Origin of the sequence: Erythrobacter sp. THAF29, assembly GCF_009363635.1 — a bacterium.
Taxonomy (GTDB): domain Bacteria; phylum Pseudomonadota; class Alphaproteobacteria; order Sphingomonadales; family Sphingomonadaceae; genus Erythrobacter.
In genome coordinates this window covers 3,039,174-3,058,010 of the sequence record NZ_CP045392.1, presented here as the reverse complement: position 1 = coordinate 3,058,010, position 18,837 = coordinate 3,039,174, and the positions used below count along the sequence as shown (strand labels likewise).

The 18,837-nt window shown below is 63.0% G+C and carries 21 protein-coding genes and 1 tRNA gene; 6 read left to right on the top strand and 16 right to left on the bottom strand.

What is annotated here, in order from left to right; all coding sequences use genetic code 11:
* Nucleotides 1-4: 4 nt before the first annotated feature.
* The 6 genes from FIU90_RS14760 to FIU90_RS14735 all read right to left on the bottom strand — a co-directional run bounded on the left by FIU90_RS14760 (nt 5) and on the right by FIU90_RS14735 (nt 3,647).
* The gene (locus FIU90_RS14760; RefSeq protein ID WP_152435469.1) at nt 5-394 is read right to left on the bottom strand and encodes a RidA family protein; all 390 of its coding nucleotides are present in this window, start codon (nt 392-394) and stop codon (nt 5-7) included.
* Entirely contained in the window at nt 391-726 is a 336-nt protein-coding gene (locus tag FIU90_RS14755) for an I78 family peptidase inhibitor (RefSeq protein WP_152435468.1), read from the bottom strand. The genes FIU90_RS14760 and FIU90_RS14755 overlap by 4 nt, the downstream gene beginning before the upstream one ends.
* Before the next feature lie 13 nt (nt 727-739).
* Nucleotides 740-1,060 (bottom strand): I78 family peptidase inhibitor, encoded by a 321-nt coding sequence (locus tag FIU90_RS14750; RefSeq protein WP_152435467.1) that lies wholly within the window; start codon nt 1,058-1,060, stop codon nt 740-742.
* A gap of 17 nt (nt 1,061-1,077) precedes the next feature.
* Entirely contained in the window at nt 1,078-1,566 is a 489-nt protein-coding gene (locus FIU90_RS14745) for a hypothetical protein (RefSeq protein ID WP_152435466.1), read from the bottom strand.
* 5 nt (nt 1,567-1,571) lie between these two features.
* Complete coding sequence (locus tag FIU90_RS14740) at nt 1,572-3,065, bottom strand: CoA-acylating methylmalonate-semialdehyde dehydrogenase (RefSeq protein ID WP_152435885.1); 1,494 nt, start codon at nt 3,063-3,065, stop codon at nt 1,572-1,574.
* A 114-nt stretch (nt 3,066-3,179) separates the two neighbouring features.
* The gene (locus tag FIU90_RS14735; protein ID WP_152435465.1) at nt 3,180-3,647 is read right to left on the bottom strand and encodes a DUF411 domain-containing protein; all 468 of its coding nucleotides are present in this window, start codon (nt 3,645-3,647) and stop codon (nt 3,180-3,182) included.
* A 143-nt stretch (nt 3,648-3,790) separates the two neighbouring features.
* On the opposite strand from FIU90_RS14735, the gene FIU90_RS14730 reads away from it, so the two are divergent.
* Nucleotides 3,791-3,864 (top strand) — tRNA-Gly (locus FIU90_RS14730).
* A 145-nt stretch (nt 3,865-4,009) separates the two neighbouring features.
* Here the strand turns inward: FIU90_RS14730 and FIU90_RS14725 are convergent.
* Nucleotides 4,010-4,804 (bottom strand): SDR family oxidoreductase, encoded by a 795-nt coding sequence (locus FIU90_RS14725; RefSeq protein ID WP_152435464.1) that lies wholly within the window; start codon nt 4,802-4,804, stop codon nt 4,010-4,012.
* 110 nt (nt 4,805-4,914) lie between these two features.
* Here FIU90_RS14725 and FIU90_RS14720 point away from each other — a divergent pair, with 110 nt between their 5' ends.
* The 4 genes from FIU90_RS14720 to FIU90_RS14705 all read left to right on the top strand — a co-directional run bounded on the left by FIU90_RS14720 (nt 4,915) and on the right by FIU90_RS14705 (nt 7,256).
* A complete protein-coding gene (locus FIU90_RS14720; RefSeq protein ID WP_152435463.1) occupies nt 4,915-5,478 on the top strand; it encodes a TMEM165/GDT1 family protein in 564 nt (187 codons plus the stop codon).
* 140 nt (nt 5,479-5,618) lie between these two features.
* Nucleotides 5,619-6,080 carry a Dps family protein gene (locus FIU90_RS14715; protein ID WP_152435462.1) on the top strand — a complete coding sequence of 154 codons (462 nt, stop codon included), beginning with the start codon at nt 5,619-5,621 and terminating at the stop codon, nt 6,078-6,080.
* A gap of 85 nt (nt 6,081-6,165) precedes the next feature.
* Nucleotides 6,166-6,789, top strand: coding sequence for a 6-phosphogluconolactonase (locus tag FIU90_RS14710; RefSeq protein WP_152435461.1), 624 nt, complete (start codon nt 6,166-6,168; stop codon nt 6,787-6,789).
* 35 nt (nt 6,790-6,824) lie between these two features.
* Complete coding sequence (locus FIU90_RS14705; protein ID WP_234029546.1) at nt 6,825-7,256, top strand: NUDIX hydrolase; 432 nt, start codon at nt 6,825-6,827, stop codon at nt 7,254-7,256.
* On the opposite strand, the gene dinB is transcribed toward FIU90_RS14705, so the two are convergent.
* Nucleotides 7,253-8,380 (bottom strand): DNA polymerase IV, encoded by a 1,128-nt coding sequence (dinB, locus tag FIU90_RS14700; RefSeq protein ID WP_152435884.1) that lies wholly within the window; start codon nt 8,378-8,380, stop codon nt 7,253-7,255. The genes FIU90_RS14705 and dinB overlap by 4 nt on opposite strands.
* A 150-nt stretch (nt 8,381-8,530) precedes the next feature.
* On the opposite strand from dinB, the gene FIU90_RS14695 reads away from it, so the two are divergent.
* Nucleotides 8,531-9,754, top strand: coding sequence for a multidrug effflux MFS transporter (locus FIU90_RS14695; RefSeq protein ID WP_152435459.1), 1,224 nt, complete (start codon nt 8,531-8,533; stop codon nt 9,752-9,754).
* Nucleotides 9,755-9,773: 19 nt separating this feature from the next.
* Here the strand turns inward: FIU90_RS14695 and FIU90_RS14690 are convergent, their stop codons facing one another.
* The 8 genes from FIU90_RS14690 to crtY all read right to left on the bottom strand — a co-directional run bounded on the left by FIU90_RS14690 (nt 9,774) and on the right by crtY (nt 18,751).
* Nucleotides 9,774-11,321: an acyl-CoA carboxylase subunit beta gene (locus FIU90_RS14690; protein WP_152435883.1), complete on the bottom strand. Its 1,548-nt coding sequence runs from the start codon at nt 11,319-11,321 to the stop codon at nt 9,774-9,776.
* Between the two features lie 135 nt (nt 11,322-11,456).
* Nucleotides 11,457-13,349, bottom strand: a complete 1,893-nt coding sequence (locus tag FIU90_RS14685) for an acetyl/propionyl/methylcrotonyl-CoA carboxylase subunit alpha (protein ID WP_152435458.1) — start codon at nt 13,347-13,349, stop codon at nt 11,457-11,459.
* Nucleotides 13,346-13,855 (bottom strand): nuclear transport factor 2 family protein, encoded by a 510-nt coding sequence (locus FIU90_RS14680; protein ID WP_152435457.1) that lies wholly within the window; start codon nt 13,853-13,855, stop codon nt 13,346-13,348. Before FIU90_RS14680 ends, FIU90_RS14685 begins: the two co-directional genes overlap by 4 nt.
* 32 nt (nt 13,856-13,887) lie before the next feature.
* Nucleotides 13,888-14,859, bottom strand: coding sequence for a phytoene/squalene synthase family protein (locus FIU90_RS14675; protein ID WP_172970337.1), 972 nt, complete (start codon nt 14,857-14,859; stop codon nt 13,888-13,890).
* A gap of 32 nt (nt 14,860-14,891) precedes the next feature.
* Entirely contained in the window at nt 14,892-15,473 is a 582-nt protein-coding gene (locus FIU90_RS14670; RefSeq protein WP_152435455.1) for a TIGR00730 family Rossman fold protein, read from the bottom strand.
* Between the two features lies 1 nt (nt 15,474).
* A complete protein-coding gene (locus FIU90_RS14665; protein ID WP_152435454.1) occupies nt 15,475-15,909 on the bottom strand; it encodes a T6SS immunity protein Tdi1 domain-containing protein in 435 nt (144 codons plus the stop codon).
* Nucleotides 15,906-17,510 (bottom strand): phytoene desaturase, encoded by a 1,605-nt coding sequence (locus tag FIU90_RS14660; protein ID WP_152435453.1) that lies wholly within the window; start codon nt 17,508-17,510, stop codon nt 15,906-15,908. Before FIU90_RS14660 ends, FIU90_RS14665 begins: the two co-directional genes overlap by 4 nt.
* Nucleotides 17,507-18,751, bottom strand: coding sequence for a lycopene beta-cyclase CrtY (crtY, locus tag FIU90_RS14655; RefSeq protein WP_152435452.1), 1,245 nt, complete (start codon nt 18,749-18,751; stop codon nt 17,507-17,509). The genes FIU90_RS14660 and crtY overlap by 4 nt, the downstream gene beginning before the upstream one ends.
* Nucleotides 18,752-18,837: the final 86 nt, after the last annotated feature.

Sequence of the window (18,837 nt, the reverse complement as noted above, 5' to 3'; positions counted from 1 at the left end):
CCGCCTAGTCGGCAAGGATTGCTTCGGCTTCGATTTCGACTTTCCATTCCTTGCGGCACAGCCATGCGACGCCTGCCATTGTTGCGGCGGGTTTGGCGGCGCCGAAATAGCGCGCATGGACCGCTCCGACCGCGTCCTGGTCGTCGAAATCGGTGAGCAGCATCCGGGTGCGGACGACATCGCTCGCCGATCCGCCGAGATGTTCGATGGCGGCGATGATCAGATCGCAGCAGCGAGCGGCCTGCGCGGCGGCATCGCCCGGCGTGGTCGAGCCGTCGGGTTCGATCGGGCCGGTGCCCGCGACAATGATGCGTTTGCCGGTCCGAATCGCGCGGCAGAAGCCGAATTGTCCCTCGAACGGAGAGCCGGACGTGGCGTGTTGGCGGTTGCTCATCCGCAGCGAACCACGAGAATTGCGCCCGAAGCGTCGTAAATCACGCGCACGCGGTTTGGACGATAGTCATCGTTCACGGGCTGACCTTCCAGGACCCACTGCAACTGCTCGGCACCGGTTGCTGCCTGTATGGCTTTCCCGGTCTCTTCACTGACGGTCTTGCCGATGAACGCTTCTGCATCTTCCGGCTCACAGTCGATGCCCGGATTGGACACGTCAGGAATTGCGGGCGGAGGCAGCGGCGTTTCGTTCGTTTCAGCCGGAGAAGGGCTGGCGTTGTCACATGCCGCAAGAGCGACCGCACAGGCCAGGGCAATCAATCTTATTCGCATATCAGCTCCACCGTCACCCGCACGTAACCGCTGTGATTTTCATGTCGCGGTCGTAGCGCACATTCACGCGGTCTTCGCGGTAATCCATTGTCCAGACGCTGTCGGGCGGCCCCCAGCGCAGGGTCTTCGCGCCGCTCTCGTTGAGGATTGCCTCGCCTATTGCTTGGGTTGCGTCATGGCCGACATGGTGCTGGACCGGTGCCGGATCGCAGCGATGAGTAACCGGCTTTTCGATCGGTTCGGGCGTGGAGTCGACCGGTTCCGATGCACCGTATTCGCTGGTGCATCCGAGAAGTGCAAAGGCGGCGATCGCCGTGAAAGCGGTGTGGCGCATCTTTTGGTTTCCTCAGGTCAGGAGGGGCAGCGTTTGCTTGGATACTCGTCGGTTTCCTTGGGTTTTTCGCCATCTGAGACGTGGAGCCGTTGCGCCTCACCCTCGCCGACAAGCGAGAAGCGCGTCTTCTGTTGCCAGGTTTCGCCTTCGCCCTCCATGTCGAGCGACACGATGAGATCGTCACCCTCCGCCTTCACGTCGGTGACGCGTCCGATGGATTCGTAGAAGAGCATCTCGCTATCGGAGACTTCCATCCGCATGTCGGAGGCGGGGTCGCAGTTGCCCTCTTCATAATCCCACACGCCGTGGAAGCGCGCGGGGATCGTGCCTGCCGCAAGCGCTGCTGCGTCCTCGGGCGGCCCGGCGCCATCGCCTATCCCCCCGTCGGGTTCGACAGGGATTGGGGTCTCGGTGGGCTGAGGCGTCGGATTGTCATCCGGCTCGCTCACTCCGCCGCATGCGGAAAGCAGTGCCAAGGCCGCCCAGGGTGTGAAAGCGCGCAGCACCTTCATCACCCCATTGTCGGAATGACGAAGGCGTTCGAGCCGTCCCCGCCGCCATCTGGCCAGCGCTGCGTGACCTTCTTGTTCTTCGTCCAGAACTTGAGGCCTTCCATGCCGTACTGGTCGATATCGCCGAAGCCCGAGCGCTTCCAGCCGCCGAACGAGTGGTAGCTCACCGGCACCGGGATCGGCACGTTAATCCCGACCATGCCGACATTGACGCGGCCTGCGAATTCGCGCGCGGCGTGGCCGTTGCGGGTGAAGATCGCGACGCCGTTGCCGTATTGGTGCTCGCTAGGAAGTCGAACGGCGTCCTCGAAATCGTTGGCTCGCACGATCTGGAGAACGGGTCCGAAGATTTCCTCCTGGTAGCTCTTCATCTGCGGAGTCACCCGGTCGATCAGGGTCGGCCCGATGAAGAAGCCGTCCTCATGGCCCTGCAAGGAGAAACCGCGGCCATCGATGACGATCTCGGCGCCTTCCTGCTCGGCGGTGTCGATCCAGCCCTCGACCCGCGCCTTGTGCTCGGGCGTGACGACGGGGCCGTAATGCGCGTCCGGATCGGTCGAGACGCCGATGCGCAGGCCGTTGATCGCTGGGATCAGCTTTTCCTTGAGCCGTTCTGCCGTGTCCTCGCCGACCGGAACCACGACGGGCAGCGCCATGCACCGCTCGCCTGCCGAACCAAAGGCCGCCCCGGCAAGATCGTTCACCACCTGGTCGAGATCGGCATCGGGCATGACGATGCCGTGGTTCTTGGCGCCGCCAAAGGCTTGTACGCGCTTGGCATTCTCCGCGCCGCGGCGGTAGATGTAATGCGCGATGTCCGAAGACCCGACGAAGCTGATCGCCGGGATATCCGGATGGTCGAGGATCGCATCGACCATTTCCTTGTCGCCGTGGACGACCTGCAGCAGCCCCTCGGGCGCGCCCGCTTCGAGGAACAGCTCGGCCAATCGCACCGGCACGCTTGGATCGCGTTCGGAAGGCTTGAGGATGAAGGCATTGCCCGCAGCGCAGGCCATGCCGAACATCCACATCGGGATCATCGCGGGAAAATTGAATGGAGTGATGCCCGCCCCGATTCCGAGCGGCTGGCGCATCGAATAGACATCGATGCCGGGGCCTGCCCCTTGCGTGTATTCGCCTTTCATCACATGCGGGATGCCGCAGGCGAATTCGATGACTTCGAGGCCGCGCTGCACATCGCCCTTGGCATCGTCGATCACCTTCCCGTGCTCGGACGAAAGCAGTTCGGCAAGGCTCTGCATGTTCGCCTCGATCAGTTCCTTGAACCGGAACATCACGCGGGCGCGCTTTTGCGGGTTGGTCGCGGCCCAGCCGGGCTGGACCTGCTTGGCAGTCTCGACCGCCTTGGCGAGCAGCGCTGCGTCGCCCAGCGCGACTTCGGCCTGCACTTCGCCGGTCGACGGGTTCCAGACCTGGTGCTTGCGGGTGGGTGCGGGGCTGTCGCCGACAATGAAATGGTCGATCTGACGCAGTTGCTGGCTCATGGGGGTATCTCCTCTCGATTGAGGCAGCCAATGCAACAGTCATGGGCCAGCGGCAAGAGGCTGGCGACGCTGAAAAATGGTGAGAGAAGATGGTAAGAGCGGCTAGCCGCCCGTTGCAGGGTAGCTCGACCACACATTCCGGCCCCCCGGCCCGAAGGCGATGACCTTGAACGCCTGGCGGTGATTGCCGTGCTCCATACCCGGCGAGCCGATCGGCATTCCCGCAACGGCGAGCCCGCGCACGCCTTGGGGTCGTTCCTTCAGGAGCCGCGCGACGTCGGCTGCGGGCACGTGCCCTTCGATCACGTAGTTTCCGATGATCGTGGTATGGCATGAGGCGAGGTCGGCGGGCACGCCTGCTCGGTATTTGAGCGCCTGCATCTGGGGATTGTCGACGGTTTTCACTTCGCCCGCCTGTCCGTTCGCTGCCCAATATTCGCGAACGTGCTCCACCCATTTCAGGCAGCAACCGCAATTGGGATCGCGGAACATGATCACATCAGCGGCATGGGCTGCGCCGCTGCACGCGGCGACAAGCATGAGGAGGCTGGCGAGTATCCGCTTTTTCATGTTGTGAAGACCTCCAAGTCCGCTTGACTGTTTACTTGCGCCATCGCGCGGATGGCAATCGCATTTTTGCTTGCGCATGAATTGCCATCGGAAATGCGTTGACGATTGGGGCGGAGGCGACCAAATGCATGCCCGCTTCGAAAGCGGGTGTAGCTCAATGGTAGAGCAGGAGCTTCCCAAGCTTAAGACGAGGGTTCGATTCCCTTCACCCGCTCCAGATTTCTGCGAAATCTGATTGTTGGTTTTCTGATCGCACCTCCGTGCGATCGTCCTCGGCGCTGTTTCGACGCTTCGCGTCGAGCGCCTGCGGGCGGCCGGTCGGCCTTGCGCCTCGCTGCGCGAGGCGAAGGATTTTATTCCCCCTACTTCGGCGGCATCCGGATGGCACCGTCCAATCGGAACAGGTGCCCGTTTATGTAGGAATTGCGCGCGATCTCGCAGATGAGTGAGGCAAATTCCTCGGGCTCGCCGAGGCGTTTGGGGAAGGGGACGCTGGCATTCAACTGGTCCCACATCTGCGGATTGCGATCCTTCATCCCGAGCATCAGCGGGGTGGCGAAAATGCCCGGCATGATCGAGTTCACGCGGATGCCGATATCCATGAGATCGCGCGCCATCGGCAGCACGAGGCCGTTCACCCCCGCCTTGCACGACCCGTAAATGACCTGTCCGATCTGCCCGTCTTGCGCAGCGACGCTGGCGGTAAGGGTGATGCAGCCGCGCTCGCCATCCGCGTTCAACGGATCGGCATTCGCCATGCCAAGCGCCGACATGCTCGCCACGCGATAGCTGGCGACAAGAATGCCTTGCGCGCCGAATTCGTAGTCTTCGGTGGGCAGGCGCTTGTAGCCGCCCTTTTCCTTGTCCCAGCCCAGCGTCTTGCCCCGCTTCGACGCCATTGCGCAGTGGACGGTGACGCGTTCCTGGCCGTTTGCCGCGCGCGCGGCGGCAAAGCCCTGTTCGACGCTTTCCTCGTCCATGATATCGACGTGATGGAAGGTGCCGCCGATGGCTTCGGCGTGTTCCGTGCCCGCCTCGTCATTGATGTCGAATATCGCGACCTTCAATCCGAGGTCGGCCAGCGCCTTTGCGCTCGCGCGCCCCAGTCCCGAGGCGCCGCCGGTGACGACCGCTGCCATGCCCTGCTCGAGTTTCATCCATGCTCCTTTCCGTTTGCGAGAGTGCCTAGGCCGGATCGCTCCGCGCCACCACCCGCCAAAAGTGTTCGGTCTGGTGCGGAGTGCGCTGCGTGCTAGAGCGGCGCGCGATGGATACCTTCCTCATCTCGATGCTGCTCACATTCGCCATCGCGCTCGGCGGGCGCGAGCAATTGGTTGTGGCGCAGTTTTCGGACGCGGTCGGACGCTCGGTCCCCTTGCTGCTGACCGGGATTGCCTGCGCGGCGGTCAGCGCGGGGGTAATGGGCTGGGCCGGCTGGAGCGTCGCTGCAATGTTGCCCGACCGCGCTGCTGACATGCTGGTGGCGATTGCCCTCGCCATCGCGGCATTCGAGCTGTCGTGGGAGGTGAAGCTCAAGGACATGAAGGAGCCGACGCGCTCCTATGTCGCCATCGCCGTGGTGCTTTTCGTCCGCCAGGCTATGGACGCTGCGCGGTTCGTCATTTTCGCGCTGGCTGCTCAGGCAGTTTATCCCGTGACGATTATTATTGGCGGGGCGCTTGGCGGCGCGGCTGCGGTTGCGCTCGGCTGGATGCTCGGCAAGCGCAAGATCAAGCGCCTGCCCCTGCGCGCAATTCGGCTTCTGTTCGCCTTCATTACAATCGTTTCTGCGCTATTTATCGGGTTGAGCGCCCGATATGCTGTATATTGATCGGTTTTTGCGATCACAGCAACCGGCACTTGCAGTGAAACCGGAGCCTTTCTGGCCCGTTGAGCGGGTGAAACGATATCGGCGCTAAAGCCCCGCTGAGGGGGCGGCGCCATCCGCACCAGATATTGGAGGAGGGCATCATGGCCAATCCAAACACGAATTCGAAAACCGCGCTTATCGAAGAGCTCAACGGTCTGCTGGCCGATCATTTCGCGCTCTATATCAAGACCAAGAATTTCCACTGGCACGTGAAAGGCCCGCGCTTTCGCGATTTGCACCTGCTTTTCGACGAGCAGGCGATCGCAATCCAGGGCCAGATCGATGCAATCGGCGAGCGTGCCCGCAAGCTTGGCGGTGACACGATCACTTCCCTTGGCATGGTAGCCAGCCACACGCAGGTGAAGGACCAGGATAACGCAAATCTCGCGGCTGAGGACATGATTGCAGAGCTCAAAAGAGACAACGAGAAACTTTTGGAGCGGCTCAAGGGAATGAAGGATCTTGCCGAGCAGGCAGGCGACAACGCAACCGACGGACTGATCGACGACTGGACCGACATGGCCGAAGAGCGTGTATGGTTCCTGAAGTCGCTTCTCGCCTGAAGAGATACGAATGCGCGCTGTCTACAGCGCTGAGAAAGGGTCGTTTCCGGTTAGCTGGAAGCGGCCCTTTTGCTATGGCGTTCACATGGAAAACGTCACAATTCATCACGCCGTTGGCACCGATGCTGTCGCAAACTGGATCGGCGAGCGCATCGACACAGCACTTGCCGCTGGTTCCGGTACGGTTGCGTTGACCATTCCGGGGGGATCGACTCCGTTTCCGATCCTCTCCGAACTGGTGCGACAATCGCGCGAATGGTCGCGGCTCGAATTCTGGCCCAATGATGACCGCATCGTGCCCGAGGATCACGAGGCCTCCAACACCGGTAAGATGCGCAGCTTGCTCGAGCCGGTGGGGGCGAAGGTCCGCGCTCTTGGCGAGGACAGCACCCCGCCGCATTTCGCGCTCACATGGCTCGGAATGGGGCCGGACGGGCATATCGCCTCGTTGTTCCCGAATACGGATCCGCAGGTGTCTGACCCGCAGGCCGTTCGCCGCCTGACCCCCGATCCGCTCCCGCCGCATGCGCCATTCGACCGGATCACGTTGACCATACCCGCTTTGCTAGACACGCAGGCCGTGCTCTTCACGCTCGGCGGCTCCGACGAAAAGCGCGCGGTGTTCGAAGAAGCGGCGCGCGGCGAGAACGATCTTCCGGTCGCCCGGTTGCTAGGCGCAGCGAACCAACCCGTGACCTGCTTCGCCTGATGCCGATTGTTCCCGCCCGACTGCACCGAGCACTGATGCCGCTTGCGCACAAGATGCGCCACCGCTGGCGAAAGTGGAGGGGAACGCCGATTTCAGGGGTGAGCGTGGTGCTTACCAACCTCCACGGCGATGTGCTGCTCCTCAGGCATTCCTATGGGCCGGCTGTCTGGGCTCTACCCGGAGGCGGCCTCAAGGCGGGTGAAGACCCGGAGGAATGCGTGCGGCGCGAAGTAAAGGAAGAGCTGGGCATTACGCTTGGCAAGGTGCGCTCGCTCGGGAGAATCGAGGAAAAGCTTTCAGGTTCGCCGCACACCGCGCACCTGTTTGCAGCGGTCTGCGATTCGAGGCCCAAGCCCGATGGCCGTGAGGTCGATGAGGCCCGCTTCTTCCCTTCCCATTCCCTGCCCGAGCCGCTGGGAGAGCTGACCCAGCGCAGGCTAGATGTTTGGAAGGCGCGCGGAACCTAAAGCAGCGAAAGCTGCGCGCTATCCTTGGGTTGTTCCTCGGCCTCTCCGCGATCGAGATTGGACAGCGTCAGCCCCATGAGCCGGATCGGCATGGGAAGCGGCAGCGCTTCTTCGAGCAATTCACGAGCCAGCCTGGCGAATTCCGCCTTGTCCTCGACCCAGTGCGGAACCGATTTCGCGCGGGTCATGATCTGGAAATCGGTGAACTTCACCTTCAGCGTCACGGTCCGCCCGCGCGATTTTGCGTTCTCGATCCGCTCCCACACGATGTCGACGATATTTTCCAGCGTCTCGCGCAGCCTGTCGCCGCTCGAAATGTCTTCGCTGAACGTCCGCTCGCCACCGACCGATTTTCTCACCCGGTGCGCGCGCACCGGCCTGAGGTCGATCCCGCGCGCGGCACGGTACAAATAATCGGCAAAGGAGCCGAAATTCGCGCGGAGGAAGTCGATGTCCTTTGCCGCCAGGTCCGCGCCGGTTTCGATGCCGAGCCGCTTCATTTTCGCCTCGGCCTTGGGCCCGACGCCGTGGAACCGGCGGACCGGCAGCGATGCGACGAAATTCGCGCCCTCGCCGGGGCGGATCACGCACAGGCCATCGGGCTTGTTCTGGTCCGATGCGAGCTTGGCGAGGAACTTGTTGTAGGAAACGCCCGCGCTCGCGGTCAGTTGCGTCTTTGCCCTGATCTCCTGCCGGATCAGCTCGGCAATGCGGGTCGCGCTGCCGATCCCCAGCAGGTCCTCGGTCACGTCGAGATAGGCCTCGTCGAGGCTCAGCGGTTCGACATGCGGGGTGTAATGATCGAAGATCGCCCGAATCTGGCGGCTTGCCTCCTTGTAGGCATCGAAACGGTGCTTCACGAATATCAGGTCCGGACACAGCCGTTTCGCGGTGACCGAAGGCATGGCCGAGCGCACGCCGAACTTGCGCGCCTCGTAGCTCGCCGCCGCGACGACACCGCGACCGCCCGACCCGCCGACCGCGACCGGCTTGCCGCGAAGCTCTGGGTGATCGCGCTGCTCGACGCTCGCAAAGAAGGCATCCATATCGACATGGATGATCTTGCGCAGTCCTGCGGCTTCGTCTTCGGGCGCGGAATCGGTGCGGGGCGCATCATCGGCCATGGCGCGTGAAGATAGGCGCGCGCGCGGCGTTTCGGAACCGTCCCATTTGTCCTTGCGGCGCCATTTATCCATGCGGCGTTGTCCCGATCGACTTGCACTGGTCAAATTGCGCTTTCCTTCCGGCCCGCTTGCGCGCAAGGACCGTGGGCAATGTCCGTTACGACCGCACCAAAGACCCGCGAACTGGGTGAGCGCGAACTGATCGTGCTGATGGCGCTGCTGATGAGCCTGCAGGCCTTCGGCATCGATGCGATGCTGCCCGCGCTCGGCACCATGGCGAACGAAATGGGCGCGAGCGGCAATGAGCGCCAATTGGTGATAGGCGCCTATTTCCTCGGATCGGGGATCGGGGCATTCTTTCCCGGAGCCTTTGCCGATCGCTTCGGCAGGCGACCGATCCTTGCGCTGGGCCTGATCGCCTATATCGGCTTCTCGCTCGCCTGCGCGCTGGTGACCGACTACACGCTGCTCGTCGCGATGCGCCTGCTGCAGGGCTTGTGCTGCGCCGGTCTGTCGGTGGTGCCGGCGGCGATCGTGCGCGATCATGTGGGCGGCGACCGGATGGCGCGGATGATGAGCCTCATCATGATGATCTTCCTGCTCGTCCCGATCCTGGCCCCGGCGATCGGACAGGGGATCATGATGATTGCCGGCTGGCGCGCGATTTTCGGCGCGATGGCGATCATGGGAGCAATCGTCAGCGTATGGGTGTGGCTTCGCCTGCCGGAAACGCTGCAGGAAGACCGCAAGCAGGCAATCGATCCGCGCACGATCCTGAAGAACATGGGCAGCGCGCTGTGGAACCGCGGCGCGATCGGCTATGTCATCGGCAGCGCGCTGGTGTTCGGATCGCTGTTCGGTTTCCTCAATTCCTCGCAGCAGCTGATCGCCGAAACCTTCGGGATGGGCGATTATTTCGCGATCATCTTCGGCGGCGCGGTGATCGGCATGGTGGCGGCGAATTTCACCAATTCGCGCATCGTCGAGCGGTTCGGCGCACGGCGCGTGAGCCATGCCGCGCTGCTGTGCTTCATCCTCATCACCGCGCTCCAGCTGTTGAGCGCGCAGCAGGACCAGCAGCCCTTGTGGCAATTCATCGTCCTGATGAGCCTTTCGATGGCGATGCTCGGCTTTATCGGGGCGAATTTCAGCTCGATCGCGATGCAGCCCTTTTTCCATATCGCCGGGGCGGCGAGTTCGGGTCAGACCGCCTTGCGCATGGTGACGGGGGCGATCCTCGGCGCTGTCATCGGCTCGCTGTTCGATGGCACCGCGCGCCCGCTCGCCATATCGATGCTGGCGAGCGCACTGCTGGCGCTGCTCGCAGTGCTTTTCAGCGAGCGCGGAAAGCTGTTTGCGCGCAAGAGTTCCTGACGAACCGCGCCGCGGGGGCTCACTCGCTTTGCAGCTTGCGCCAGGCCAGCCCGGCGAACTCGCACAATAGCGGCCGCGTATCGCGCGGGTCGATTATGTCCTCGACATTGAACCGTTCCGCGCTGCGGAAGGGCGAGGTGACCTTGGCGAGCCGTTCCTTGATCGCTTCGAGTTCGGCTTCAGGATCGTCGCTCGCCTCGAGCTCGGACTTGTAGGCGACCTCCAGCCCGCCCGCGATCGGCAGGCTGCCCCAGTCGCCCGAGGGCCAGCAGAAACGGTATTGATAGCGGTCGGCATTGCTCATGGCGCTGCCCGCAATCCCGTAGGCGCGGCGAAGGACGACCGATGCCAGCGGCACGCTCGCCTTGTAGATCGCGTTCATCGCGTTGACGCCGTAGCGGATCGTACCCGCCATTTCCGCCTCGCGCCCGATCATGAAGCCGGGATTGTCGACGAGATGGACAATCGGCAGCCGGAACTGGTCGGCGAGCTTGACGAAGCGTTCGACCTTTTCGGACGTTTTCGCCTCCCACGACCCGCCGAGATAGGACGGGTCGCTCGCCACCACCATGACCGGCCAGCCGTCGAGCCGTGCGAGCGCGGTGATCGCCGCGCGGCCCCACATGCGCCCGATCTCGAACACCGTGCCCTGGTCGAACACCATTTCGAGGCAGCGGCGCATCGAATAGACGGCGCGTGCGTCGCGCGGAACGAGGCTTAGCAGCGCCTCCTCCCTGCGGTGGACCGGATCGGTGCAGTTCGAGCGGCGCGCGAGCTGGCCGACATGTTCGGGCATGAAAGAGAGGAAATGCCGCGCCCGGGCAAAGGCTTCCGCCTCGCTCGTCACCTCGTCATCGACCACGCCGTTGCGGGTGTGAATGTCCGCGCCGCCGAGGCTTTCCTTGGCCTCGTTGTGGTCCTTGGGCTGTTCGTACTGCGAGCCCATCGCGTCCACCACCGCAGGTCCGGCGGCGAAGATCTGGGAGAGCCCGCGCACCATGATCGAATAGTGGCTCGCCACCGTTCGCGCCGCGCCGAGGCCCGCCGTCGGCCCGAGCGCGAGCGCAACCACCGGCACGGTATCGAGATTCTCGACCACGTCGCCCCAGCCGGGCACGGCGGGGATATAGGTCGCGCCGATCTGCTCGAGCGTCTTGACCGAGCCGCCGCCGCCCGTCCCGTCGATCATGCGGATGATCGGGAGCTTCAGCTCGTGCGCCATCTTCTCGGCCTGCACCATCTTGCGCGCGATCCCTGCGTCCGCCGCGCCGCCGCGAATGGTAAAGTCATCGGCGGTGGCGACAACGGGTCGTCCGTTTATGAGCGCCTTGCCGAACAGGAACGGGGCGGGGGTGACGCCCTGGAGATCGCCGTTCTCGTCATAGTGCCCCTTGCCGGCGATCTTGCCGATCTCGCGGAAGGAACCGTCATCGACGAGCGTCGCGAGCCGGGCGCGGGCGTCCATCTTGCCGCGCGAGTGCTGACGCGCGACCTTGTCCGGTCCGCCCATCTGTTCGGCGAGCGCCTCGCGGCGGCGCAGTTCCTCGAGTTCCTTTTCCCAGGTCATCATCAAGCCCCCTCTTTTTCAAAGGAGGGGGTTGGGGGTGGTTGAGAGCGAAGCGAGCGCAGCACGGACCACCCCGCTGCGACTAGGCGGCAAGCCGCCAAGTCTCGCTGCCCCTCCTGCAAGCAAGAGGGGCGACTAGTCATCAGACGGCTCCACCACGCAAAGCACCTGCTCGACCTGCACCTGATCGCCCGTCGCGGCGGAGAGTTCCGTCACCGTCCCATCGAAAGGCGCGGTGAGCGCGTGCTCCATCTTCATCGCCTCGAGCACCATCAGCCGCTGGCCTGCCGTGACCGCGTCGCCCTCGGCCACATCGACCGCGATGACTTTGCCCGGCATGGGCGCGAGGATGGCTCCGTCGGCGGCGGAGGCTGCTCCGCCTGAGTCAAATCGAGGCAAAGTGATCTTCATCATATGCCCGCCGATGCTCACGAATTGAGCGTCCGGCTCAAGACTGTCTCTAAAACCGTGCTCGAAAATTTGGCCTTTGGGCGTAGGATTGTAGCGGAAGGACTGGACCGTTCCGTTCACCGACAAACGAAATTCGTTCTGAGGCTCCCGGTTCAGCCGAACGCCGACCAAATCCTGCGCTTTTTGGTCGAAATCGGTACTTTCCCTAATGAACCAGTCCAAGGCATCGCTCAGAGCACGATCGCTCAAGTCAGGCTTAGCGGTGAGCTCTTCTTGCATACGTGCGATGAGCCCGGTGTCGAGATTGGCGTCTTGGACGTCGTGATTGCGCAAAAGGCTGACGAGAAAAGCAAGATTCGTTTTTACGGGCCAGATCGACGAATGGGCAAGTTCGGACGCGAGTGCTTCCAATGCCTCACTACGTGAAGGAGCATGGGTCACGACCTTGGCAATCATTGGATCATAGAATGGCGAAATCTCTGCGCCTGCTTCAACCCCTGTCTCGATCCGGGCGTCTCCACAGAAATCGAGGACTTCGAGGTGCCCGGTGCTGGGCAAAAACCCGCTCGCCGGGTCCTCTGCATACAACCGCGCCTCGATGGCCCAGCCGTCGATACTCAGCTCCTCCTGCTTCAGCGGGATCGGCTCTCCGCTCGCCACCCTCAGCTGCCATTCCACCAGATCGACCCCGGTGATCTCCTCGGTCACCGGATGCTCGACCTGAAGCCGCGTGTTCATCTCCATGAAGAAGATGCGGTCGGCGCGCAGGCCTTCGCTCGCATCGGCGATGAATTCGATCGTGCCCGCGTTCTCGTAATCGACCGCCTTGGCCGCGCGCAAGGCGGCGGCGCAAATGTCTTCGCGCGTGGCTTCGTCCATGCCGGGGGCGGGGGCTTCCTCGATCACCTTCTGGTGACGGCGCTGGAGCGAGCAATCGCGCTCGAAAAGGTGGACGACATTGCCGTGGCTGTCGCCGAAGACCTGCACCTCGATATGACGGGGCGAGGTGATCCACTTTTCCAGCAGCACCTCGTCGTTGGAGAAGCTCGCCTTGGCCTCACGCCGACAGCTTTCGAGCGCCGCTTCGAAATCCTCCGCCTTGTCGACCTTGCGCATCCCCTTGCCGCCGCCGCCCGCGACCGCCTTGATCAGAACGGGATAGCCGATCGCGTCGGCCTCTTGCTTGAGGCGCTCGACCGACTGGTCCTCGCCCTCATAGCCGGGAGTGACCGGCACGCCCGCCTCGCGCATCAGCTTCTTGGCTGCGTCCTTGAGGCCCATCGCGCGGATGCTTTCGGGCTTGGGGCCGACCCAGATCAGCCCTGAATCGATCACGCTTTGCGCAAAATCGGCGTTTTCGGAGAGGAAGCCATATCCCGGATGGATTGCTTCTGCGCCCGTTTCCTTTGACGCGGCGATGATCTTGTCGCCGCGCAGATAGCTTTCGGCAGCGGGCGAGGGGCCGATATGCACCGCCTCGTCGGCCTGGCGCACATGCAGCGCCTTGGCATCAGCATCGGAATAGACCGCGACGGTCGCAATCCCCATCTTGCGTGCAGTGCGGATGATGCGGCAGGCGATCTCGCCTCTGTTGGCGATGAGCAGCTTTTTGATCACTGGCCTATTCCTCCTCGCAGCATCGGTGCACCGAGCACGGGGCAAAGATCGGGGTCTTCCATCGTGAAGCTCGTATTGCCGACCTTCCACATGCCGTCCTGCTTGACGAGGCTCAGCGAATTGATCCCGCAATGGGTTATCTCGCCCTCGACCCAGAACGCATAGGGCCCCCATACATGCGCCATATCGCCCGAGATCATTACCTCGCTGTAGATCATGCGCTCGTCGAACTGCGCTGTCCGGTTCGCCCAGCGTTTGAGGTGCTCTGAGACCGGCACGATAGAGACGCGCGGATTTTCCGCGTCCATGTGGTTGTGAACGAAGATCACTGCCTCGGGGATCATGACCTCGGCGAGCGCGGCCTTGTTCTCGCTTCTCAACGCGGCGAAGAAGGTATCGGCGGCGGCAACCGCCTCCTCTCTGGGGGTGACGGTGAGCTGCGCGGAAGCGGGTGCGTAGGCGGGCAGGGCGGCCAGCAGGCCGGCGATAATGGCAAGTCCTCTCATGGCCGAACCGCTACGCCAGCGGCGCGCGCGCTTCAAGCGTTTGGGCGGAAATCGGCAATGCCCCAGTCGATCGGCTCTGCGGGCTGGCGAGGGCGGTTGATCACCGCCTGCACGAACGCGACGATACCGTGCCACGCCTTCTGGTAGCGCGGCACGTAGACGCGGTGGTTCCACGCTTCGGTCCCGAGCTTCCTCACTTTGCGCCCGATTGCGCCGTAGATGCGTGCGGCACTGAGGACGGCCCAGCGACTGCGAAAGGGCAGGCGCGCGGCGCCGATGCGCGCTGCGGCTTCGTGCTTTTCGACAAGATCGACGAGGCGCGCGGCCATTTCGGCCAGTTCCTCGCGATGGTGCGGTTTGGTATGCTGGCCGGGCTCGATATCCTGCTCGGCGAGCCACTCGGCAGGGAGGTAGCAGCGACCTGCTGCGTCGTCTTCGACAATGTCCCGCGCGATATTCGAAAGCTGGAAGGCAAGGCCGAGATCGTTGGCGCGATCGAGCGTGTCGGTGTCCTTGGGCGAGACGCCCATCACCACCGCCATCATCACGCCCACGGCCCCCGCGACGTGATAGCAATAGCGCAGCATGTCGGCCTCGGTCCGCGGGCGCCAGTCGTCGGCGTCCAATGCAAAGCCCTCTATCACCGCCTCGGCCATTTCCTCGGTCAGCCCGACTTCGCTTGCGACAAGGCCGAAGGCGTCGAAAGCGGGGTCTGCGGTGGGCAGGCCGTCCAATGCGCGGCGGGTGAGCAGGCGAATGGCCTTGAGACGATCTTCGGCGTTGGACTGGTCGCCCAATTCGCCGCCCAGATGCTGATTATCGGCAATGTCGTCGCAGCGACGGCACCAGGCGTAAAGCAGCCAGGCACGCTCGCGAGTGGTCCGGTCGAACAGCCGGGCTGCGGCGTGGAAACTGTGCGAGCCTTCGCGAATGCTCACCCGTGCCTTTTCAACCAAAGCGGCCCGGTTGCGCCCGCCTCCCGCTGCGCTCGGAGTCTTGCGCAGCGAACTGAGGACGGCGGGGCGCTTTGCCGCAGTCACAAATCCTCGGCCTTCATCTTGAAGATCGGGGTGTGCGGTTTGTAGCTTTCCATCTTGGCGAGCAGTTCGGGCAAGGTATCCGCCGATATCAGGATGTTCTGGTGCGCGGGCCGGACGAAACCGACCGCGGCCATATGCGCGTTGAACTTGATGAGATCGTCGTAAAACCCGAAGGCATTGAGCAGGCCCACCGGGTCCGAGTGATAGCCAAGCTGCGCCCAGCTCATCGCCTCCCACAGCTCGTCCATCGTGCCGACCCCGCCGGGCAGTGTGACGAAGCCGTCGGACAGATCCGTGAACTTCTGCTTGCGCTCGTGCATGCCAGAAACGGTCAGCAATTCATCGCAATTGTGGTTGGCCACTTCGGAATTCACGAGCGCCTCGGGAATGACACCGATCACCTCGCCGCCCGCTTCCTTCGCGCCATTGGCAACCGCTCCCATGAGACCGAGGCGGCCGCCACCATAGACGACGCCAATGCCGCGCTCGGCGAGACCAGCGCCGACCTCGATTGCGAGTTCAAGATAGCGCGGATCTTCGGGCGAGGCCGATCCGCAATAGACGGCGATGCGTTTCATATCAGTCGGTCACTTTGATTTCGAACTGCGCCCCTTCGGGCAGATCCTTGAGTTGCAGGGCGATTTGGCCGGAAAAGGCGATTAGTTCTTCTAGCGGTAAAATACACATGTTTTCCGGCGCATATTCGCCGGCCAGCATCGCGTGCGGCTTAAGCGTCAAAACTGACCCTTCCGGTGGCTCGCCCAATACCTCGCGCGCAGATGCAACAAGCTCTCCTCCAAACCACAATTGCTTGGCCTCTTCGTCATCCAAGTGGGCCTGCGCATCCTCGCGGCTGCCGAGCGCGATGATCGCCATGCCGTCAGGGTCGAGATAATAGAAGCAGTCGTCGGCATCACTGACGACCAGATGCCCCATGGGACTCTGTGCTCTTACGCGGGTAATGGTAATACCCGACCAGCCCCAGGCTTCGTTGATCGTTTCGACGAGGCTCATGCACTCGCTTTAGCGGCCAAGTCCTCCAGCACAATACCTGCCGTTGCCTTTGCGCTACCGACCACGCCGGGGATGCCGGCGCCCGGATGGGTACCGGCACCGACGAGGTAGAAATTCTCGATCACGTCGTCGCGGTTGTGGCCGCGCAGATACGCGCTTTGCCACAGCACCGGCTCCAGGCTGAAGGCGCTGCCCATATGGGCGTTTAGGTCGTGCTGAAAGTCCTTGGGCGCGTAGCTGAACTTGGTGACGATCCGGTCGTGGATGTCGGGGATCAGTCGGCGACCGATCTCGTCGAGGATCATCTTTTCGAGCTTCGGTCCCTCCACGTCCCAGTCGATCGGCATCTTGCCCATGTGGGCGACCGGCACGAGCGCGTAGAACGTGCTCTTGCCCGCGGGCGCCATGCTCGGATCGGTCACGGTCGGGTGGTGGAGGTAGATCGAGAAATCCTGCGGCAACACACCGTTCTTGTAGATGTCGTCGACGAGGCCTTTGTAGCGCGGGCCGAACAGGATCATGTGGTGCGCGATGCCCGGCCATGTCCCTTCGAGACCGAAATGGACGACGAAGAGCGAGGGCGAGAAGCTCTTGCGGTTCAATGATTTCGCGTATTTCTTGCCGCGTTCGGACTGGCCCAGCAGGTCCTTGTAGGAATGCATAATGTCGGCGTTGGAGGCGACCGCGTCGAAGCGTTCTTTCCAGCCGCTCTTGGTCTCGACCTCGGTTGCGCGGGTGCCCAGCGTGTGGACCTGCACCACCGGATCGCCGACGCGCATCGTGCCCCCGAGCCGCTCGAAATGGCGCACCATGCCCGCGATCAGCCGGTTGGTCCCGCCACGCGCCCACCATACGCCGCCGTCCTTCTCGAGCTTGTGAATGAGGGCGTAGATCGAGGAGGTCTTCATCGGGCTGCCGCCGACGAGCAGCGTATGGAAGCTGAACGCCTCGCGCAGTTTCTCGTTCTTGATGTATTTCGAGACCATGTCGTAAACGCTGCGCCATGCCTGCTTCTTGATGAGCGCGGGCGCGGCCTTCAGCATCGACTTGAAATCGAGAAAGGGCTTGTGGCCGAGCTTGAGGTATCCTTCCTCATAGACCCCAGCCGAATAGTCGAGGAATTCCTGGTAACCGACCACGTCGTCGGGATTGAGCTTGGCGATTTCTGCGTTCAGCACCTGCTCGTCATTCGTGTAATCGAAATTGGTCCCGTCGGGCCAGTTGAGCCGGTAGAACGGCTGGACTTCCATCAGCTCGACATCCTCGGCAATGTCGTGACCGGTGAGCTCCCACAATTCCTTGAGGCAGGGCGGATCGGTGATGACGGTCGGCCCGGCATCGAAGGTGAAGCCGTCCTTCTCCCAGAAATAGGCGCGGCCACCCGGCTTGTCGCGCGCTTCGACCACCGTGGTCTTGATGCCCGCCGATTGCAGCCGGATTGCCAGAGCCATGCCGCCGAAACCCGCGCCGATGACGCAGGCGGTCCGGCCTTCGTATTTCGCGGCGAGGATGGGGTCGATGCCCTTTGCCCTGTTTGCAGGCGGGTTCAGATCGAGGCCTGGGGCGTCGTGCAAGCTCTTGTCTTGGGTGGCGGCGTTCATGCCGTTTTCTCCGATTGAATCGTCTTTTTGAGGGGTTTGCCCCGTTTGAACATCGCGGTGATCGCGCGCGGGATAGATACGGGCGGGTTGCCCCACAAGACGCGCGCCCGGTCCAACCCGGTCGAATTGCCGGCATAGAACCGCTCGATCAGCCGCTCTCGCAGCCGGTAGAACCTCTGGAAAACGCGCACGCGCTTATCCGGGTCCGCCGCGAAGAAAAGAAATCTTCCCAGCAGGCGGTAAAAGCCGGTCTTGCGCCAGTGCCGCCGGGCACGCGCCTCCATCATCGCCGCAAGCTGTTCGCCCGGCAGGTCGGCGTCGGCGGCGATCGCGAGCGCGTTCTCGACCGCGACAGGCATAGTGTAGCTGGTGAGCGGATGGGTAAAGCCGCCGCGCGCACCCGCGATCACTACGCCGGGGATGCGCACCTCGTCCTGGTAGGCTGAGAAATCGCCTCCGGTCAGCACTGGCAATACGCCGCTTTCATGGCCGACTATGGCGCTGTCGTCCCAGCCGTGCTCGCGCGCATAGGCGTCGATCCGCGAGGACAGCGCGCTGCGATCGAGCAGCGGGTCATCGGCGTAATAGGTATCCTCGACAAAGACGTCGTGCGAACTCAGCGGCAGTACGTAGATGAAGCGGTAAGCCCCGCCATTGCCATGCGGGGCAAGCTGATCGACGCTCGCATCCATGATGACGGGGCGTTCGAGCCCATGTGCCTCGGGTAATCGCATCTGCCGCCCGAGGAAGACCTGCCACCCGCCGCGAAGGTGTTCGCTCGGGGTAAAAGTACGGCAGTCGATTACGGTGCGCGCTGGGATGCGCGAGCCGTCTTCCAGATCGACCCCGCGCGCATCGATGCCCGTGGCGGTGCGCCCGAGGCAAAGTGTTTCTTCGGGCAGCAGCCGCGACAGCGCTTCGTGAAAGTCTGTGCTCGACATCGAGCGATAGCCGGTTTTGAGCACACGCTTGTAGACGGGGAATTCGACCTCGTAGCCCTCGTCCCAGGCCGCCTGCCGGATCGGTTCGAGCAGCGCCTTGCCCTCCTGCGACAAGTCGCTTTCGAACCAGCTCCAGCGATGGTTTCCGCCCAGCGTTTTGCCGCCTTCGATGACGCGTATGCGGAATTCGGGCCGCGCACGGTGCAATGCGAGCGCGATCAATCCCCCGGCGAGGCCGCCGCCGACAATCGCGACATCGTGCGTTTGAGCTTGCGCGCCCGGGCTCTTTGAATCGTTCATTCGTGCAAAGCCCTAGGCCAGAGGGCGCGCCTCGGCAATGATTGGCCGCTCGCCGGATCAATCGGGCCGCCCGCAGGAAACCTATG

Coding starts and splice junctions, on each gene's coding strand:
- FIU90_RS14760 (WP_152435469.1), bottom strand. CDS start 394: ATGAGCAACCGCCAACACGCCACGTCCGGCTCTCCGTTCGAGGGACAA.
- FIU90_RS14710 (WP_152435461.1), top strand. CDS start 6,166: ATGGAAAACGTCACAATTCATCACGCCGTTGGCACCGATGCTGTCGCA.
- FIU90_RS14755 (WP_152435468.1), bottom strand. CDS start 726: ATGCGAATAAGATTGATTGCCCTGGCCTGTGCGGTCGCTCTTGCGGCA.
- FIU90_RS14735 (WP_152435465.1), bottom strand. CDS start 3,647: ATGAAAAAGCGGATACTCGCCAGCCTCCTCATGCTTGTCGCCGCGTGC.
- dinB (WP_152435884.1), bottom strand. CDS start 8,380: ATGGCCGATGATGCGCCCCGCACCGATTCCGCGCCCGAAGACGAAGCC.
- FIU90_RS14660 (WP_152435453.1), bottom strand. CDS start 17,510: ATGAACGCCGCCACCCAAGACAAGAGCTTGCACGACGCCCCAGGCCTC.
- crtY (WP_152435452.1), bottom strand. CDS start 18,751: ATGAACGATTCAAAGAGCCCGGGCGCGCAAGCTCAAACGCACGATGTC.
- FIU90_RS14695 (WP_152435459.1), top strand. CDS start 8,531: ATGTCCGTTACGACCGCACCAAAGACCCGCGAACTGGGTGAGCGCGAA.
- FIU90_RS14715 (WP_152435462.1), top strand. CDS start 5,619: ATGGCCAATCCAAACACGAATTCGAAAACCGCGCTTATCGAAGAGCTC.
- FIU90_RS14665 (WP_152435454.1), bottom strand. CDS start 15,909: ATGAGCCTCGTCGAAACGATCAACGAAGCCTGGGGCTGGTCGGGTATT.
- FIU90_RS14725 (WP_152435464.1), bottom strand. CDS start 4,804: ATGAAACTCGAGCAGGGCATGGCAGCGGTCGTCACCGGCGGCGCCTCG.
- FIU90_RS14690 (WP_152435883.1), bottom strand. CDS start 11,321: ATGACCTGGGAAAAGGAACTCGAGGAACTGCGCCGCCGCGAGGCGCTC.
- FIU90_RS14680 (WP_152435457.1), bottom strand. CDS start 13,855: ATGAGAGGACTTGCCATTATCGCCGGCCTGCTGGCCGCCCTGCCCGCC.
- FIU90_RS14750 (WP_152435467.1), bottom strand. CDS start 1,060: ATGCGCCACACCGCTTTCACGGCGATCGCCGCCTTTGCACTTCTCGGA.
- FIU90_RS14720 (WP_152435463.1), top strand. CDS start 4,915: ATGGATACCTTCCTCATCTCGATGCTGCTCACATTCGCCATCGCGCTC.
- FIU90_RS14670 (WP_152435455.1), bottom strand. CDS start 15,473: ATGAAACGCATCGCCGTCTATTGCGGATCGGCCTCGCCCGAAGATCCG.
- FIU90_RS14705 (WP_234029546.1), top strand. CDS start 6,825: ATGCCGCTTGCGCACAAGATGCGCCACCGCTGGCGAAAGTGGAGGGGA.